This window comes from Agrobacterium sp. NPDC090273 (genome assembly GCF_044772305.1).
Lineage (GTDB): Bacteria > Pseudomonadota > Alphaproteobacteria > Rhizobiales > Rhizobiaceae > Agrobacterium.
In genome coordinates this window covers 308756-325478 of record NZ_JBIVYN010000007.1, presented here as the reverse complement: position 1 = coordinate 325478, position 16723 = coordinate 308756, and the positions used below count along the sequence as shown (strand labels likewise).

General features: G+C 53.7%; 18 protein-coding genes. 12 read left to right on the top strand and 6 right to left on the bottom strand.

Annotated elements, in window-relative coordinates; translation table 11 throughout:
- Window positions 1-18 precede the first annotated feature (18 nt).
- Together ACIQT8_RS19840 and secB are read left to right on the top strand one after the other, a co-directional pair.
- Entirely contained in the window at window positions 19-555 is a 537-nt protein-coding gene (locus ACIQT8_RS19840; RefSeq protein WP_400968635.1) for an FxsA family protein, read from the top strand.
- A gap of 83 nt (window positions 556-638) precedes the next feature.
- Window positions 639-1121, top strand: coding sequence for a protein-export chaperone SecB (gene secB, locus ACIQT8_RS19835; protein ID WP_138795126.1), 483 nt, complete (start codon window positions 639-641; stop codon window positions 1119-1121).
- Between the two features lie 92 nt (window positions 1122-1213).
- On the opposite strand, the gene dnaQ is transcribed toward secB, so the two are convergent.
- From dnaQ to ACIQT8_RS19810, 5 genes are read right to left on the bottom strand one after another with little or no spacing between them, the layout of a single operon-like run.
- Window positions 1214-1912, bottom strand: coding sequence for a DNA polymerase III subunit epsilon (gene dnaQ, locus ACIQT8_RS19830; protein WP_400968632.1), 699 nt, complete (start codon window positions 1910-1912; stop codon window positions 1214-1216).
- Window positions 1905-2513 (bottom strand): dephospho-CoA kinase, encoded by a 609-nt coding sequence (gene coaE / locus ACIQT8_RS19825; RefSeq protein ID WP_400968629.1) that lies wholly within the window; start codon window positions 2511-2513, stop codon window positions 1905-1907. The genes dnaQ and coaE overlap by 8 nt, the downstream gene beginning before the upstream one ends.
- Window positions 2513-3373, bottom strand: a complete 861-nt coding sequence (locus ACIQT8_RS19820) for a shikimate dehydrogenase (RefSeq protein ID WP_400968626.1) — start codon at window positions 3371-3373, stop codon at window positions 2513-2515. Before ACIQT8_RS19820 ends, coaE begins: the two co-directional genes overlap by 1 nt.
- Window positions 3366-3965, bottom strand: coding sequence for a Maf-like protein (locus tag ACIQT8_RS19815; protein WP_400968623.1), 600 nt, complete (start codon window positions 3963-3965; stop codon window positions 3366-3368). The genes ACIQT8_RS19820 and ACIQT8_RS19815 overlap by 8 nt, the downstream gene beginning before the upstream one ends.
- A 31-nt stretch (window positions 3966-3996) precedes the next feature.
- Window positions 3997-4818, bottom strand: a complete 822-nt coding sequence (locus ACIQT8_RS19810; RefSeq protein WP_138795131.1) for a pyruvate, water dikinase regulatory protein — start codon at window positions 4816-4818, stop codon at window positions 3997-3999.
- 409 nt (window positions 4819-5227) lie between these two features.
- Here ACIQT8_RS19810 and hemE point away from each other — a divergent pair, with 409 nt between their 5' ends.
- From hemE to ACIQT8_RS19770, 8 genes are all read left to right on the top strand, one after another.
- A complete protein-coding gene (gene hemE, locus ACIQT8_RS19805; protein WP_400968619.1) occupies window positions 5228-6262 on the top strand; it encodes a uroporphyrinogen decarboxylase in 1035 nt (344 codons plus the stop codon).
- The gene (gene hemJ, locus ACIQT8_RS19800; protein ID WP_400968616.1) at window positions 6259-6804 is read left to right on the top strand and encodes a protoporphyrinogen oxidase HemJ; all 546 of its coding nucleotides are present in this window, start codon (window positions 6259-6261) and stop codon (window positions 6802-6804) included. Before hemE ends, hemJ begins: the two co-directional genes overlap by 4 nt.
- A 186-nt stretch (window positions 6805-6990) precedes the next feature.
- A complete protein-coding gene (gene rho / locus ACIQT8_RS19795) occupies window positions 6991-8256 on the top strand; it encodes a transcription termination factor Rho (protein ID WP_004444236.1) in 1266 nt (421 codons plus the stop codon).
- 85 nt (window positions 8257-8341) lie between these two features.
- Entirely contained in the window at window positions 8342-9670 is a 1329-nt protein-coding gene (mnmE, locus tag ACIQT8_RS19790) for a tRNA uridine-5-carboxymethylaminomethyl(34) synthesis GTPase MnmE (protein WP_400968614.1), read from the top strand.
- 54 nt (window positions 9671-9724) lie between these two features.
- Entirely contained in the window at window positions 9725-11608 is a 1884-nt protein-coding gene (gene mnmG / locus ACIQT8_RS19785; RefSeq protein WP_400968611.1) for a tRNA uridine-5-carboxymethylaminomethyl(34) synthesis enzyme MnmG, read from the top strand.
- A gap of 11 nt (window positions 11609-11619) precedes the next feature.
- Window positions 11620-12237 carry a 16S rRNA (guanine(527)-N(7))-methyltransferase RsmG gene (rsmG, locus tag ACIQT8_RS19780; RefSeq protein WP_262526203.1) on the top strand — a complete coding sequence of 206 codons (618 nt, stop codon included), beginning with the start codon at window positions 11620-11622 and terminating at the stop codon, window positions 12235-12237.
- A 19-nt stretch (window positions 12238-12256) separates the two neighbouring features.
- Window positions 12257-13051 carry a ParA family protein gene (locus tag ACIQT8_RS19775; protein WP_138795136.1) on the top strand — a complete coding sequence of 265 codons (795 nt, stop codon included), beginning with the start codon at window positions 12257-12259 and terminating at the stop codon, window positions 13049-13051.
- Window positions 13052-13082: 31 nt separating this feature from the next.
- Window positions 13083-13964 (top strand): ParB/RepB/Spo0J family partition protein, encoded by an 882-nt coding sequence (locus tag ACIQT8_RS19770; RefSeq protein WP_400968606.1) that lies wholly within the window; start codon window positions 13083-13085, stop codon window positions 13962-13964.
- Window positions 13965-14036: 72 nt separating this feature from the next.
- Here ACIQT8_RS19770 and ACIQT8_RS19765 read toward each other — a convergent pair whose 3' ends face one another.
- A complete protein-coding gene (locus ACIQT8_RS19765; RefSeq protein ID WP_138795138.1) occupies window positions 14037-14237 on the bottom strand; it encodes a DUF1674 domain-containing protein in 201 nt (66 codons plus the stop codon).
- Between the two features lie 118 nt (window positions 14238-14355).
- Here ACIQT8_RS19765 and htpX point away from each other — a divergent pair, with 118 nt between their 5' ends.
- Together htpX and ACIQT8_RS19755 are read left to right on the top strand one after the other, a co-directional pair.
- Window positions 14356-15321 carry a zinc metalloprotease HtpX gene (htpX, locus tag ACIQT8_RS19760; RefSeq protein ID WP_400968602.1) on the top strand — a complete coding sequence of 322 codons (966 nt, stop codon included), beginning with the start codon at window positions 14356-14358 and terminating at the stop codon, window positions 15319-15321.
- Window positions 15318-16703 (top strand): RsmB/NOP family class I SAM-dependent RNA methyltransferase, encoded by a 1386-nt coding sequence (locus tag ACIQT8_RS19755; RefSeq protein ID WP_138795140.1) that lies wholly within the window; start codon window positions 15318-15320, stop codon window positions 16701-16703. Before htpX ends, ACIQT8_RS19755 begins: the two co-directional genes overlap by 4 nt.
- The last annotated feature ends 20 nt before the right edge of the window (window positions 16704-16723 follow it).

The following is a 16723-nucleotide window of genomic DNA, read 5'->3' as shown; positions in this document are numbered from 1 at the left end:
CACACGCAAGGCTAGAATATGCGTTTTTCCTTCCTCCCCGTCATCGTTCTGATGATGCCGATCCTTGAGATTGCCGGTTTTATTATCGTCGGCAAGGCCATCGGCCTTTGGCTCACTTTGGCGCTTATCGTTTTTACGTCATTTCTCGGCTTGCTTATCCTGCGTCTGGGCGGGCTCAGCATGGTCAGAAACCTTCAAGATGCCGGACGCGCTGGTCGGCAGCCGGCCGATGAACTGGTGAATGGTGCCATGCGCGTCATCGCTGGCATATTGCTTTTCCTTCCCGGTTTCATCACCGACATTATCGGCTTGCTTCTTCTGTCTCCCGCAATCAGACGGTTTTTCTGGAAGACGTTTGGACCGCGCGTCGTTGTCGCCGGATCTTTTCGTCAATCCGGTTTTGAAGCAGGAGCACAATCCGGTTTCCGCAATGAGCCGAGAGACGCGGGCGGCTCGAAGGTCGTCGATCTGGGCGAAGAGGAATTTCATCGCGATGGCCCGAACAATTCTCCCTGGTCAAACAAACCCGATGATCGTGATCTGCCCAAACCTTAACAGACCGGGCAAATGGTAGGGTTGTAAGGCTCCGGGTGAAATGATAGACCGCCTCCCACAAATTCATGCCGCGAGGAAATAGCATGACCGCTGAAAATGGTGCACAGGGCGCAGCAAGCCCTTCTCTCAACATTCTTGCCCAGTACATCAAGGATCTCTCCTTCGAAAATCCGGGTGCTCCTCGTTCGCTTCAAGGTCGTGAAAATGCGCCCTCGATCAACATCAATGTCAACGTCAATGCAAACCCGATCTCCGGCTCGGACTTCGACGTTGTGCTGACGCTGAACGCAGAAGCGAAGGACGGCGATAAGGTATTGTTTGCTGCCGAGCTGGTTTATGGCGGTGTTTTCCGGATTGCAGGTTTCCCGCAGGAACACATGCTGCCGGTTCTCTTCATTGAGTGCCCACGTCTCCTCTTCCCGTTTGCACGCCAGATCATTGCCGACGTGACGCGCAATGGTGGCTTCCCGCCGCTGATGATCGATCCGATTGACTTCGCACAGATGTTTGCACAGCGCGTTGCCGAAGAGCAGGCCAGAGCCAAGGTTCAGGCTGTTCCGAACTGATCGAAATAAGACGCATAAAAGAACCGGGCTCTTCAGCCCGGTTTTTTGTTGGGATATTTTCGACAAACGCCGAGCGCTTTCCAGAAACTGTATCAGTTCTGATAGCGATTCCAGATTGCCTTGTCGCCCATTGCCAGAACAAGCTTTCCGTGAGCTGCCGCGGCATCTGCATCCAGCCTTTGAGGCAGGGGGTGAACGCGATGCATTGCCTCGATCGGTCCCTCTTCTTCGACAACCACCGTTTCTTCTTTGACGACAGATCCGAAACCGAGAGCGGTCTGGCGGCCGCCAATCATCTCGATGTAAACTTCGGCCAGCAGTTCGGAGTCGAGAAGAGCACCGTGTTTCGTTCGATGTGAATTGTCGATGCCGTAACGTCGGCAAAGAGCATCGAGCGAGTTTGGCCCCATCGGATTTTTTCGTCGTGCCAGTGATAACGTATCCGTCACCAGCTCCGGCGCGACCGGCGGGATGCCCAGGCGCGCAAATTCCGCGTTGATAAATCCCATATCGAATGTCGCATTGTGCGCGACCCAGCGGGCGCCTTCGAAGAAGTCGCGGATCTGATCGACGACCTCAGCGAATTTCGGCTTGTCCAGAAGAGACTCGTCGGTAATTCCGTGGACGGCCAAGGCGTCCGGGTGAACCTTGCGATCCTCCGGATTGATATAAAGATGCAGTGTCCTTCCCGTAGGGAAGTGATTGATAAGTTCGACGCCACCGATTTCAATCACGCGATCCAGCTTTGATTCCAGTCCAGTGGTTTCGGTATCGAAGATAATCTCACGCATCTTTTTTTCCCGCGTCTCTTTTTTCAGCCAAATCGCTCAGGATTTCTTTTACCCTGCCGTGTGCTGCTTCGATACCATGACCAGCGTCGATGATGAAATCAGCACGGCGGCGCTTTTCAGCATCTGGCATTTGTCTACTCAGGATCAGTTCAAACTTTTCTGGCGTCATGCCTGGTCGGGACAGCACGCGTTCTCGCTGGACATCAGCGTCACAGGTGGTAACGACGACGGTGTCGACCCTTCGCTCAGCCCCGGTTTCAAACAACAGGGGAATATCGAGAAGGGCAAATTCTCTGCCTTGATCTCGCGAGGACTGGAGAAACTCCTGCTGCTTCTTTTGAACAAGCGGATGTACGATGTTTTCCAGCTTCTTAAAATTAGCCGGATTCTCCTTTAATAATTCACCGAGTCTCACCCGATCAACTCCGCCCTCTCCCGTCGATCCCGGAAAGGCCGCCTCGATCAAAGCAACTGCTTCGTCTCGATAAAGATCGTGCACCACCCTATCGGAATCGAGAACTGCGACACCCTCTCTAGCAAAAAGGCCGGCGGTCGTTGTCTTGCCCATTCCGATAGAGCCGGTAAGACCGATAACCAACATCAATGTTTCTCCATATCCTCGATAATCATGGAGCGGAGCGTTTGATCAACCTCGGGTATTTTTCCGAACCATTTTTCAAAACCCGGCTTTGCCTGATGAAGAAGCATGCCCAAGCCATCTACAGTCGCAATTCCCTGCTCTTCGGCCATGCGCAGAATAGGTGTCTTCAACGGCACGTAAACAATATCGGTCACCACAGCACCGTCGGACAAGCGCGAGAAATCAAAATGCGGTGCTTCCGTCCCATCCATTCCCAACGACGTTGTGTTCACGAACAGGCCCGCGCCCTGCATCACTTCGCCCAAGGCAGACATGGAATGGGAAAAAACCTGTTTTCCGAAGCGGTCGGCAAGCTCCCGTGCCCGTTCCTCTGTTCGGTTGAGAACGTGTATTTCAGCAATGCCGCGATTTCTCAGGGACTGGATGATGGCGCGGCTTGCGCCGCCCGCTCCAAGGACAACAGCACTTTGTATTTTGTCCCAGCCAGAGTGGCGATCATCGAGATTGGAGACAAAGCCATACCCATCCGTGTTGGTCGCACAGAGTTTTCCGTTCTCGAACCAGAGCGTGTTGGCAGCGCCCAGTTCTTCGGCCAGCGTGTCCGGCCGGTCCGCCAGCTTAAAGGCGGCCTCCTTGTGAGGTATTGTGACGTTGCCGCCGACGAAACCGTCAGACCGTTGTTTCTTAAGATGGGATATGAAGGCCGCGAATGCGTCAGGCGAGACTTCCACCGAACGGTACGTACCGTCGATGCCGAATGTTTTCAGCCAATGAGAATGGATGATGGGTGATCGGGAGTGTTTGATTGGGTAGCCGACAACGAAGGCGTTCATGGTTAATGTTTCACGTGAATCAGCCATCGATGACACCAAGTTCCCTTAACTTTTCCAGAAGCGGCAGAAGCGAAAGACCGAGAATGGTGAAATAGTCACCTTCGATGGAGGTGAATAGCTGGATTCCCTCTCCCTCAAGCTGATAGGCACCCACGCTCGTAAGCGCCTTCGTCCCGACCTTTTCCAGATGCCTTGTCACAAAATCGTCCGTCAATGTGCGGACTGTCAAATCAGCGGTCGTGACGATCTGCCAGATCGTCTCGCCGTCTTTCATCAAGACGGCAGCACTGTTCAACCGGTGCGTCTTTCCCGAGAGAGACATCAGATGGGAATGTGCCTCATCCATGTCCTTCGGTTTATGATAAACCCTGCTGCCGAGCGCCATGGTCTGGTCGCAGCCAAGCACTATCGCGGCGGGGTGCAGTTTGCTGACAGCACATGCCTTGGCCTTCGCCAGTTCAAGTGCAACCTCTTGCGGAGAGACGCCGCTTTTTTCCAGCCTCTCGTCAATCGCTCTTTCATCGATGTCGGCCGGAATTGCCGAAAACACCAGTCCCGCGTTGCGCATCAACATTTGCCTGGGCGCACTGGACGAGGCAAGGATCAGGTCTTGTTTCATGGATCAACTGCTCCGAAAATCGAAAACCGAATTATCGTGTCCGTGGGCGAAGGGCAAGAATTGCCGCTGCCGTTTCCTCGATTGAGCGACGCGTGACATCGATCAGGGGCCAGTTGTTGCGAGCACAGAGCGCGCGGGCATATTTCAGTTCTTCCATAATCGTGGCGCGGTCGGTGTACCGCCCCTGGTCAAATCCGCCTGTTGCACCAAGTTCTCTGTTTTCACGAACCTGCGAGATGCGGTCTGATGTCGCGACCAGTCCCACGATGAGCGGACGTGTTGCCCTGTAAAGGCTTTCTGGTAGCGGCACGTTTGGCACCACGGGAATGTTGGCTGTTTTTATGCCACGGTTGGCGAGATAGATGCTCGTCGGCGTTTTCGATGTTCGGCTGATACCAATAATGACGATGTCGGCATCGTCGTAGGTCTCGGGCATCTGTCCGTCATCGTGGTCCATGGCGAAATTCAGCGCTTCGATCCGCGCAAAATAATCGGCATTCAACGCGTGTTGCGCTCCGACCCGTCGCCTCGATGGTGCACCGAGATAAGTTTGAAAAATGCCTATGATAGGTTCTAGGACGTTGACGCTTGGAACACCGATCGCATGGCAGCGCAGATCCAGAAACTCCGCCAACTGCTGGTCAACAATCGTGTAGAGGACAATGCCCGGCTCCTGATCGATCAGATCCAGAACACGCGCCAGCTGTTTCTGATTTCTGATCATCGGATAGACATGTTCCACAGGCATGGAAGCATGAAACTGCGCGGAGACGGCGCGGCCGGCGGACATGAGAGTCTCTCCCGTTGAGTCCGAAATCAAATGCAAATGGAAGAAACTTTTTTTGTTCTCCACGCTGTTTTTCTCCCGCTGTTGATAACGCTGGACAAACTCGGGAAATGTTCCCTGGCAGAACCGGCGGTGCGAATAAGGTTCCCTTTTTCCACAATCCGCAAGTGACTTTGTTTCGAAAAACCGGGCTTGTGAATTTCGTGAACAAGATTTCCATCGAGAGATTTTATCAACAGACTATCCACAACATGACGGGGCTTAACTGATAATTCAAGCTACTGATAAATATGGATTAAATTGGTTATCCCGCTCTCAGGGCGTACAGGGCACGTGTTTTATCCACGCCGACAGACAAATGTCCCGAGATGCGGCATTTCGACTGGAAAGATTTTAATCCTTGATACCCACCGACTCTAAGAAATAGAAAATCTTTTAAATCTCTTTGATTTTAGATTTGGAAAAGTAGGATGCCATGACAGAGCGTAAGGTGATGAGAGTGTTGAGCGGAGAGACGGTCACACCACCGCCCGTTTGGCTGATGCGACAAGCTGGTCGCTATCTCCCCGAGTATCGGGAAACGCGCAGGCAGGCAGGAAGTTTCCTTGATCTCTGTTATAACCCGGAACTGGCGACCGAAGTGACGTTGCAACCGATCCGTCGCTTTGGTCTCGATGCAGCCATTCTCTTTTCCGATATTCTGGTGATACCAGATGGCCTCAACCGGAATGTCACTTTCAGCGAAGGCAAGGGACCAGCAATGGACCCGATCGACGCGGCTGGCATTGACAAGCTGGATGCGGGGAATGTGCTCTCCCATCTTTCGCCGGTGTTTGAGACGGTGTCACGCTTGCGCAAGGCGCTCCCTGGCGAGACGACCCTTCTTGGCTTTTGCGGTGCTCCCTGGACAGTGGCAACCTACATGATCGCCGGCCACGGAACGCCAGACCAGGCCCCGGCGCGTCTCTTCGGCTATCAGGAGCGCGGGGCAATGGAAAAGCTGCTTGCCCTCCTCGCCGATATCTCTGCCGATTATCTCGTTGAGCAGATCGATGCAGGTGCAGACGCCGTCCAGATATTCGATTCCTGGGCCGGGGTTCTTGGCGAGAGGGAATTTGAGGAATATGCGATAAAACCCGTTGCGCGGATCGTCTCTTCGGTTCGGGCAAGACGCCCCTCGGCAAAGATTATCGCATTTGCCAAAGGTGCAGGCTATCTCCTCAAGGATTACCGGCAAAAAACCGGAGCTGATGCGATTGGACTAGATTGGTCAGTTCCCCTCAGCTTTGCTCGTGAGCTGCAGAAAGACGGTCCGGTGCAAGGCAACCTCGATCCGATGCTGATGATTGCCGGAGGCAAGTCACTGGATGACGGAATTGATGCTGTGTTGCAGGCGCTGGGCCAGGGACCACTGATTTTCAATCTTGGGCACGGGATCACACCACAGGCGGACCCGGAAAACGTTGGGCGTCTCGTGAAACGCGTTCACGGTTTTGGGGACAGGGGATGAGCGAGGAAAAACAGACTTCCGTTCGTGCCGGCAGCAGGGCGGCCTTTCGTGCCGCAACAGCCCTCTGTCTGTTCGGAATTGCCGTCGCTCTGATTTTCTTTTCGGACCCCGCCGATCTCTATCTGTGGATCAAGGCGCTGCACATCATCGCGGTGATTTCCTGGATGGCGGCGATTTTCTATCTGCCGCGCCTGTTCATCTACCATACGGATGCGCCTGTAGGTTCGCAGCAATCCGAAACGTTCAAGGTCATGGAGCAGCGGCTCGTCAAGATCATCATGAACCCTGCGATGATGATTTCGTGGGCGCTTGGACTTTACCTTGCCTGGTCGGTCTATGGATTTTCCGGTGGCTGGCTGCATGCCAAAATCGGATTGGTCGTGCTTCTGACGGTCACCCATGTTTATTTCACTCGCAGCGCCAAGCGCTTCTCCAGAGACGAGAACACCCGTTCGGCCCGTCACTGGCGGTTGATGAATGAAGTTCCGACCCTGTTGATGATTGCGATTGTCATACTTGTGGTTGTGAAACCCTTCGTGTAGGGAGCCATCGCGATAAATTTCGCGGAATTCGTGCTTCCCCCTTGCGGTGAAGAGGTTCACTCGCTATTTTCACCGCACTCATCTTCGTGGCATGTGAATTATTCAGTCACCTGGGGTATTTCCCACAGTATCTGATTCGCGAACACGCCCTCCCCCGACATAACATTACTAAACGGTCTTCTCTTCATGGCTGAAATGAAGCTTCAGGAACTCAAGAGCAAATCGCCTACCGACTTGCTGACTTTTGCCGAATCCCTGGAAGTTGAAAATGCGAGCACCATGCGCAAGCAGGAACTCATGTTCGCGATCCTCAAGGTTCTCGCAAGTCAGGACATCGAAATTATCGGTGAAGGCGTTGTCGAGGTCCTTCAGGATGGCTTCGGCTTCCTGCGCTCCGCCAATGCAAACTATCTGCCGGGCCCGGACGATATTTACATTTCGCCCTCGCAGATCCGCCGCTTTTCGCTGAAAACAGGTGATACGGTTGAAGGACCCATCCGTGGTCCGAAAGAAGGCGAGCGTTATTTCGCCCTTCTCAAAGTCAACACGATCAATTTCGACGATCCCGAAAAGATCCGTCACAAGGTTCACTTCGACAACCTGACGCCGCTTTATCCAAACGAGCGCTTCAAGATGGAACTTGATGTTCCGACCTCGAAGGATCTTTCCTCTCGTGTGATCGATCTGGTGGCGCCACTCGGTAAAGGTCAACGCGGTCTGATCGTTGCTCCACCGCGCACGGGTAAAACTGTTCTCCTGCAGAACATTGCCCATTCGATCACAGCGAATCACCCGGAATGTTACCTGATCGTTCTTCTGATCGACGAACGTCCCGAAGAAGTGACGGATATGCAGCGTTCGGTGAAGGGCGAAGTTGTTTCTTCCACCTTCGACGAACCGGCCGTTCGCCACGTTCAGGTTGCCGAGATGGTAATCGAAAAGGCCAAGCGTCTTGTTGAACACGGTCGTGACGTTGTGATCCTGCTCGACTCGATCACGCGTCTTGGCCGCGCATACAACACTGTCGTGCCGTCTTCGGGTAAGGTTTTGACGGGTGGTGTGGATGCGAACGCCCTGCAGCGCCCGAAGCGCTTCTTCGGTGCTGCGCGTAACATCGAAGAAGGCGGTTCTCTGACGATCATTGCAACGGCGCTGATCGACACCGGCAGCCGTATGGATGAAGTGATCTTCGAAGAATTCAAGGGTACAGGTAACTCGGAAATCGTTCTTGATCGCAAGGTCGCTGATAAGCGTATTTTCCCGGCACTGGATATCCTTAAGTCTGGTACCCGTAAGGAAGATCTCCTGGTTCCGCGTCAGGATCTCCAGAAGATCTTCGTTCTCCGCCGGATTCTTGCACCGATGGGAACGATGGACGCAATCGAGTTCCTGATCGACAAGCTCAAGCAGACAAAGAACAATTCGGATTTCTTCGAATCAATGAATACCTGATCCTTATCCGGATTCATTTCAGTATTACAAAAGCCGCGTCCGTTTCCAACGGGTGCGGCTTCCCTTTTTGGATCACAGGTGTGAAATGACCTCTTCCAATGACACGATCTTCGCTCTTTCCAGCGGTGCGCTTCCGGCTGGTGTGGCGGTGCTCAGAGTAAGCGGCTCGATTGCGTTCACTGCCCTTTCGGCATTGATTGGTGATTTATCTGTGCCGCCTAGAAAGGCCACGCTGCGTTCGATTCGTAACCGAAACGCTGACGTGATTGATCAGGCGCTGGTCATGGTCTTTCCTGGGCCGAACTCCTTCACGGGTGAGGATTGCGTCGAGATACAATGCCACGGCAGTCGCGCAGTCGTTGCTTCGATTTTTGAGGAACTGCAACGACACCAAGGCGTTCGCCCTGCAGAAGCGGGTGAATTCTCGCGGCGCGCCTTTGAGAACGGAAAGATGGATCTGGTCGAGGTAGAGGGTCTGGCCGATCTTCTGCAGGCCGAGACCGAAATGCAGCGTCGGCTCGCTGTGGAACAGAGCACAGGCCGTCTCTCCGCTCTCTATGATGGCTGGGCCATGCGCCTGACACGTGCTCGCGCATTCATCGAAGCGGAACTTGATTTTGCCGACGAGGAGGACGTGCCAGGTTCTGTTGCAGATCAGGTCTGGGTCAACGTCGCGCAGCTCAAACGTGAAATATCCGAACATCTCGAGCGTGGGCAAGGCAGCGAAATCATACGCGACGGATTTAGGATCGCTTTGGTTGGCGAGCCAAATGCTGGAAAGTCGACGCTTCTGAATGCATTGAGCGGACGAGACGTTGCTATTGTGACGGATATCGCTGGGACAACGCGTGACGTTCTGACGGTCGATATGAACATCGATGGTTATTTGGTCAAAATGTTCGATACGGCAGGATTGCGTGAAACCGCAGACGTTGTCGAACAGGAAGGTGTCCGGCGGGCTGTTTCCACGGCGGCATCCGCTGACCTTATCCTTGCATTGCATGACAACGATTCGGTATCGAAACAATTTGACGATCGGTTTAAGGATGTTCCGTGCCTGAATGTTCGAACGAAACTCGATCTTCTTACGCAGATAGACAAGAATGAATTTGACCTATCGATTTCTGCTAAAAATGGTCGCGGTCTGGATGACCTTCGGTCGCGAATTAAGTTTGAGATCGAAAAACGAACTGGATCATCGCATACGCTGGCGCCGGCAAGGGCGCGGCATAAAAAACGACTTGAAGAGACGCTGAACTATGTTAGTGATGCGCTCAATTCCGAAGCTGCGGACCTGGCGATCCGGTCCGAATACCTTAGGCTGGCGGCGACATCACTTGGGCGGATTACCGGACGAGTAGATGTCGAAGAATTGCTCGGCGTCATATTTTCGGAATTCTGCATCGGTAAATGATTCACGTGAAACATCGCAGACAAATTGTCTGTTGTTGGATATGAGGCTAAGTGCATGGATCAGTCTTTCGACGTCATCGTTATTGGTGGTGGCCACGCCGGCAGTGAGGCCGCCGCAGCGGCCGCCCGTTTTGGTGCTCGAACGGCGCTGGTCACGCACAAGCGTGATACGATCGGAGTGATGTCCTGTAACCCGGCGATTGGCGGTTTGGGAAAAGGTCACCTGGTACGCGAAGTTGACGCTTTGGACGGGCTGATGGGTCGTGTTGCCGACGCAGGTGGAATTCAGTTTCGCATGCTCAATCGCAAGAAGGGACCGGCCGTTCGTGGTCCGAGAACGCAAGCGGACCGCCGTCTATACAGAGAGGCGATGCAACGCGAAATCTCCGCTATTGCGAACCTGACCGTGATTGAAGGGGATGCTTTCGACATAGACATGACGGGTGGACGAGTGTCGGCCGTTGTCATGGCAAACGGTAGCCGGATTCTATGTGGCGCTGTTGTTCTGACCAGCGGAACGTTTTTGCGCGGCCTCATTCATATCGGTTCCGAAAAGATACCGGCCGGTCGCGTCGGTGAAAAGCCGTCTCTGGGACTCTCCCAGACCCTATCGCGGCTTGGTCTTAACATGGGGCGTTTGAAAACCGGTACTCCAGCCAGGCTCGATGGACGCAGCATCAATTGGGATGCAGTTGACCGTCAGGGCGCGGACGAGGAACCTGTTCCCTTTTCATTCATGACAGATCGAATCGTCAACCCACAGATCGAATGTGGCGTGACAAGAACGACGCCGGCAGGGCACAAGATCATTCAAGACAATATACATCTGTCAGCGATGTACTCGGGCCAGATCGAGGGCGTAGGTCCGCGTTACTGCCCGTCGATCGAGGACAAGATCACCCGTTTTGGAGAGAGAGATGGCCATCAAATCTTTCTCGAGCCGGAAGGGCTGGATGATCACACAATTTACCCGAATGGAATCTCGACATCCCTGCCCGCCTCGGTACAGGAACAGTTCATTCGTACCATTCCCGGCCTGGAAAACGTGACTATCCTTCAACCGGGTTACGCAATTGAGTATGACTATGTTGACCCGAGAGAACTGAAGCCATCTTTGGAATGCCGGAAAATCCCCGGTCTCTTCCTGGCTGGGCAGATTAACGGTACGACAGGATATGAAGAGGCTGCAGCGCAGGGACTTGTCGCTGGATTGAATGCTTCGCGCCTCGCAAGTGACGCTGAGCCAGTGTATTTCAGCCGCACGGAATCGTATATCGGTGTGATGATCGATGATCTCACATCGAAAGGCGTCACCGAACCCTACCGCATGTTCACGTCCAGAGCCGAGTACCGCTTATCCCTTCGCGTTGACAATGCGGATCTTCGGCTAACTCCTCAAGGCATGGCTGCCGGCATCGTTCAAAAAGAGCGTTCAGAGCGATACGCGCATTTCGTTGACGACCTTGATCGTGGGCGCGAGTTGATGAAGGAGCTGTCGATCAGCCCCTCGCAAGCTGCTAAGCAGGGATTGAAACTCAACCAGGACGGACAGCGTCGATCGGTTTATGAATTGCTCGCTTACCCCGATATCTCGCTCAGCGATCTCAAGCAGCATTGGCCTGAATTGAACAGCGTGTCGTCGAAAGCTGCCGAAATTCTGGAAATCGAGGCGAGCTACGCGGTTTATATGCAGCGTCAAAGCGCTGACATCATCGACATAAAACGCGACGAAGACAGAAAGATACCTGCAGATTTCGATTTTCAGTCTTTATCCGGCCTTTCTAACGAACTGAAACAAAAGCTGGAAAAAGCGCGCCCGGAGAATATTGCACAGGCGGCTCGTGTTGACGGAATGACGCCGGCTGCGATATCGCTGCTGCTCGCCCTTTTGCGGAAGTCCTCGGACGCGCAAAGCCAGAAGTTGCGTTTGCACCAATAGCGAGTCTGATGATGGAGATAAACGGCCAAAGTGTTTCACGTGAAACACAGGAGCGGCTTGAGCTTTTTATCGAGCTTTTCAAGAAATGGAACAAAACCACCAATCTTGTCGCCCCGTCGACCCTGACCGAGCTCTGGAGCCGGCACGTGGCGGACAGTGCTCAGATTTTCCAGTTGTCTCCTGAACCGAAAAGATGGGTAGACCTAGGAAGCGGCGGTGGCTTTCCCGGCGTTATCACTGCGATATTTCTTGCAGAGCTGAATGACGGCTGGGTCGATCTCGTTGAGAGCAACAACAAAAAAGCTGCCTTTCTGCGGATCGCTCTCAAAGAAACGGGTGCACGGGGCGCTGTTCATCCGGTTCGGATTGAAAAAGCTCCAGAAACCATTCAACGTTGCGACGTCATATCCGCGCGTGCACTCGCTGAGCTCGATCTGCTGTTTGATTATATTCATCCATGGGCGTCGCGGAATCCAAATTTACGCGCATATTTGAATAAAGGCCGGGATTACGATTCAGAAGTGCAGAAAGCGCGTAGTCGCTGGCAATTCGATCTGGTAAAACACCGTAGTGCCATTGAGGCAGATTCTGTTGTGCTTGAGATCAGCAACCTCGCTTTGAAGGGCTGACAACCAAGGCAGGTGCGGTATGATTTTCGATAAAAACCGGATTATTGCAGTCGCAAATCAGAAGGGTGGCGTTGGAAAAACAACCACTGCTATCAATCTCGCGACGGCATTGGCAGCCATCGGGGAACGAGTTCTGATTGTTGATCTCGATCCACAGGGAAACGCCAGCACGGGTCTCGGTATTGATCGTAAGGAGCGCAAACTATCCTCTTACGATCTTCTCGTTGGTGATAACTCCGTTGCCGAAGTTGCTGTTCCTACGGCTGTTCCCAATCTGGATATTATTCCATCAACGATGGACTTGCTTGGTTTTGAAATGCAGGTGGCGAATGCAGCAAACCGCGTTTTCCTTTTGCGGACCGCACTGGAAACGCAAGAGGCAAAAGGATACTCCTACATCCTTCTGGATTGCCCGCCTTCTTTCAACTTGCTGACAATGAACGCGATGTCCGCGGCGCATTCCGTGCTTGTGCCATTGCAATGCGAGTTCTTTGCCCTTGAGGGTCTCAGCCAGTTGCTCGACACTGTCAGTCAGATCCGCAGTTCGGTAAATCCGGGACTTGATATTCAGGGTATTGTGCTGACGATGTTTGATGCGCGCAACAATCTTGCTCAGCAGGTTGTGAGCGATGTCCGCACGCATCTCGGGGAAAAAGTCTACCATACGCTCATCCCCCGCAATGTCCGTGTGTCTGAGGCGCCGTCATATGGCAAGCCCGCGATCCTTTACGACCTCAAATGCGCTGGCAGCCAGGCTTATCTGCAGTTGGCGTCCGAGGTGATTCAGAGAGAGCGTTTGCGCAAGGCAGCGTAAGCTTTCGACGGAATGTATGGAGTAAGTTTCTATGAGTGATGATCTTTCCAAACGCCGCCTCGGCCGCGGCCTCGCCGCCTTGATCGGAGAAATGGATCAGCCGGTGCCGGTTGGCGAGCTGCAGCGTGCAGTGAGCGCCGATCGGACAATTCCGATCGAGTTTATCGCTCGTAGCCAGCGAAACCCGCGACGTCATTTCGATGAAAATGAACTGCAGGATCTGGCGTCGTCCATTCGCCAGCACGGTATTGTTCAGCCGGTCGTTGTTCGTACCGTTTCGGCCAACCGTTATGAAATCATCGCTGGTGAGCGCCGCTGGCGTGCCGCACAACTGGCTGGATTTACCGAAGTTCCGGTTATCATTCGCGATGTCGATGATCGTACTGCTCTTGAACTGGCGATTGTTGAAAACGTTCAGCGCTCAGACCTCAATCCGCTTGAAGAGGCGATGGGTTATGAGCAACTGATTGCGGAACATGGTTATACCCAGAACGATCTTGGCGAAATCATCGGCAAAAGCAGAAGCCATGTCGCCAATAGCCTTCGCCTTCTGAAGCTGCCTGACCCGGTTCGAGACATGCTTTCGGATGGATCGTTGTCCGCTGGCCACGCACGCGCGCTCGTTTCGACGTCGGACCCCGCAGCTTTGGCAAGAACGATTGTATCGAAAGGCCTTTCTGTTCGCGACGCGGAGCGTCTGGCGCAAAACGATATCAAGTCGCAAGGTGAGCCTCAGGAAAAACGTTCCTCGGGCGAGAAGGATTCCGATACGATTGCTCTTGAACGTAGCCTGTCGGATGCGCTTGGCCTGGATGTCAAGATCAACCACAAGGGAGGTGCAGGTCAAATTAAGATCAGCTACCGTACTCTTGAGCAGCTGGAAGCCGTGTGTCGGCTTCTCGAGCAGAAATAAGTCTAACTATATGATTTAAATGTTAAATCCCGCTTCTAGCGGGATTTTTTATTTGGTTCCGTTTTGGCGATCTCAGAAGTCGATTGCTCGGCCGTTGATTTCGTAGTCACCAAATCGAACGGGTTCAGCACCGCCGCGCCCTCCGGTTTCAGGAGGCAATTGCATTTCAGCCTGTTGCTTGCGTCGTTCCTCGGCTTCCTGGAGGGCTCGTTCTGCCGCGGGTGAAAGCTTCTTGCCCACGTGTGTGCTATTGTCGTTGTCGGCGCTCTGCATGGATTTCCTTCCCAATGACGGGATATTGAAATGCTTCGATTACCCACCAGATTATATAATGAAACGGGTTTGATAAACCCCGGTATGTCTTTGTTGCCTCAGAAGGAGAATTAAACGGATGAACATGATGCGCACGGCAATGCTTCTGGCGTTTATGACCGCGTTGTTCATGGGTGTCGGTTTTCTGATCGGTGGAAAAGGCGGCATGATGATCGCGCTGCTTATCGCTGCCGGTATGAACCTGTTTTCTTACTGGAACTCGGACAAGATGGTTCTTTCAGCCTATCGCGCCCAGGAGGTAGATGAGCGAAATGCGCCTGAATTTTTCCATATGATCCGCGACCTGTCGCACAACGCTGGCCTGCCCATGCCGAAGGTCTATATTTATGACAGCGCGCAGCCCAACGCCTTTGCAACAGGTCGAAATCCTGAAAATGCTGCCGTCGCCGCCTCGACGGGATTGCTGGAGCGTTTGACGCCAGAGGAAGTCGCCGGCGTGATGGCACATGAACTGGCCCACGTTCAAAACCGCGACACGTTGACGATGACGATTACCGCCACATTGGCCGGTGCTATTTCGATGCTTGGTAATTTTGCTTTCCTGTTTGGTGGAAATCGCGAGAACAACAACAATCCGTTGGGTTTCATCGGTGTAATCGTGGCGATGATCGTCGCGCCTTTGGCAGCCATGCTTGTTCAGATGGCGATCAGCCGTACACGCGAATATTCAGCTGATCGCCGGGGTGCAGAGATTTGCGGCAATCCGCTCTGGCTGGCATCTGCGCTACAGAAGATCGCGGGCATGGCCCAGCGCATTCATAACGACGATGCCGAACGTAATCCAGCAACAGCGCATATGTTCATCATCAATCCGTTATCCGGCGAAAGAATGGATAACCTTTTTTCGACCCACCCGAACACCGAAAACCGCGTTGCTGCCCTGAATGCGATGGCACAAGAGTTTGGTACGCGAGGATCGACTGCACCGGCGTCCAGTGATAAGCCGTTGCGCAAATCACGTTCTGTGCCGACCACAGGTTGGGGGCGCGGTAATGAAAACGAGCGTAAGGGACCCTGGTCTTGACATCTGACGTAGAAAAAAAGCCGGCGCGGCGTAACAAAGCAAGACCGGCAGGTTTCGGGGGCCGTGAAGACGGCCCTTCGTCTTTCCAGGATAAGCCGGGCCTTTCCGCTCGTATCGCAGCAACCCGTATCCTTGCAGCCGTTCTTGAAAAAAAGACATCGCTGGATGGAATGCTGGATTCTGAAAATGGCAATCCGGTCTATCGCTCTTTGTCCATAGCAGACCGCGCTCTGGTCCGTGCAATCGTCAACAGTGCTCTCCGTCACCTCCCGCGTATCGAGGCGGCTCTTTCCATGTTGCTGGACGGGCCACTCCCCCAGGGCGCTCGTTCCCTGCATCATGTGCTTGTGGTTGGGGCAGCGCAGATGCTTTATCTCGACGTACCGGATCATTCCGCCGTCGATCTCGCTGTCGAGCAAGCACACCGAGATCCCCGCAACAAGCGTTTCGTCAAGCTCGTGAATGCGGTCCTGAGACGGCTTGGCAGAGAGAAGTCGGAAATCATCGAAGCCATCTCCGAAGTCCCTGTCCTGCCGAAATGGTTCTTCCAGAGGCTTGTCGAGGCTTATGGTTCCGAAGTTGCGGCGCGGATCTCCGAGGCGCAATTGACGCCCTCCTCCATCGACCTGACGGTCAAGAGTGATCCTGCACTATGGGCGGAGAAGCTCGGTGGGACGGTCCTTCCCAATGGCAGCGTTCGCCTTGGCGAATTCGAGGGGCAGATACCGTCTCTCGAGGGATTTTCTGATGGTCAATGGTGGGTTCAGGACCTGGCAGCGAGCTTGCCCGTCAAGCTTATGGGGGACATTGCCGGTAAGCGCGTCGCCGATCTGTGTGCGGCGCCTGGTGGCAAGACTGCGCAACTGGCATTGGCGGGCGCGCACGTAACGGCGCTCGATCAATCCGCCAATCGCTTAAAGCGCCTGAAAGAAAATCTCACACGACTGGGCCTCACGGCCGAAACCGTAGAAGCCAACATGCTGAAGTTCAACCCGGAGGATCGCTTCGATGCGGTTCTGCTGGACGCTCCGTGCTCGTCGACTGGTACCTTGCGCAAACATCCTGACGTTTGCTGGACCAAGGATGAGGCCGATATTGCAAAACTGGCATCGCTTCAGGGGCAGATGCTTCGTCATGCGCTGACACTGGTAAATTCCGGCGGTCTCGTCGCCTTTTCAAACTGCTCTCTCGATCCTTCGGAGGGAGAGGCCATGGTTGAGGCGGTCCTTGCAGAAAATCCGGATTTTGAGCGTGTACCTGCGCGCAAGGAAGACTGGCCTGGAATGGAGCTGGCCATCACCGCCAATGGGGATTTGCGTACAACCCCAGATATGTTCGGTGGAGTAGACGGGTTTTTTAGCAGCGTCTTGCGTAAAAAGTAGAAACGCGCCAAGCTTTTGGC

What these genes read in the sequence shown, in the direction of transcription:
- mnmG (WP_400968611.1), top strand. Translation starts at nt 9,725, where the DNA reads ATGGATCAGTCTTTCGACGTCATCGTTATTGGTGGTGGCCACGCCGGC.
- htpX (WP_400968602.1), top strand. Translation starts at nt 14,356, where the DNA reads ATGAACATGATGCGCACGGCAATGCTTCTGGCGTTTATGACCGCGTTG.
- ACIQT8_RS19770 (WP_400968606.1), top strand. Translation starts at nt 13,083, where the DNA reads ATGAGTGATGATCTTTCCAAACGCCGCCTCGGCCGCGGCCTCGCCGCC.
- ACIQT8_RS19840 (WP_400968635.1), top strand. Translation starts at nt 19, where the DNA reads ATGCGTTTTTCCTTCCTCCCCGTCATCGTTCTGATGATGCCGATCCTT.
- hemJ (WP_400968616.1), top strand. Translation starts at nt 6,259, where the DNA reads ATGAGCGAGGAAAAACAGACTTCCGTTCGTGCCGGCAGCAGGGCGGCC.
- dnaQ (WP_400968632.1), bottom strand. Translation starts at nt 1,912, where the DNA reads ATGCGTGAGATTATCTTCGATACCGAAACCACTGGACTGGAATCAAAG.
- ACIQT8_RS19775 (WP_138795136.1), top strand. Translation starts at nt 12,257, where the DNA reads ATGATTTTCGATAAAAACCGGATTATTGCAGTCGCAAATCAGAAGGGT.
- secB (WP_138795126.1), top strand. Translation starts at nt 639, where the DNA reads ATGACCGCTGAAAATGGTGCACAGGGCGCAGCAAGCCCTTCTCTCAAC.
- rsmG (WP_262526203.1), top strand. Translation starts at nt 11,620, where the DNA reads ATGGAGATAAACGGCCAAAGTGTTTCACGTGAAACACAGGAGCGGCTT.
- rho (WP_004444236.1), top strand. Translation starts at nt 6,991, where the DNA reads ATGGCTGAAATGAAGCTTCAGGAACTCAAGAGCAAATCGCCTACCGAC.
- coaE (WP_400968629.1), bottom strand. Translation starts at nt 2,513, where the DNA reads ATGTTGGTTATCGGTCTTACCGGCTCTATCGGAATGGGCAAGACAACG.
- mnmE (WP_400968614.1), top strand. Translation starts at nt 8,342, where the DNA reads ATGACCTCTTCCAATGACACGATCTTCGCTCTTTCCAGCGGTGCGCTT.
- ACIQT8_RS19765 (WP_138795138.1), bottom strand. Translation starts at nt 14,237, where the DNA reads ATGCAGAGCGCCGACAACGACAATAGCACACACGTGGGCAAGAAGCTT.
- ACIQT8_RS19815 (WP_400968623.1), bottom strand. Translation starts at nt 3,965, where the DNA reads ATGAAACAAGACCTGATCCTTGCCTCGTCCAGTGCGCCCAGGCAAATG.
- hemE (WP_400968619.1), top strand. Translation starts at nt 5,228, where the DNA reads ATGACAGAGCGTAAGGTGATGAGAGTGTTGAGCGGAGAGACGGTCACA.
- ACIQT8_RS19820 (WP_400968626.1), bottom strand. Translation starts at nt 3,373, where the DNA reads ATGGCTGATTCACGTGAAACATTAACCATGAACGCCTTCGTTGTCGGC.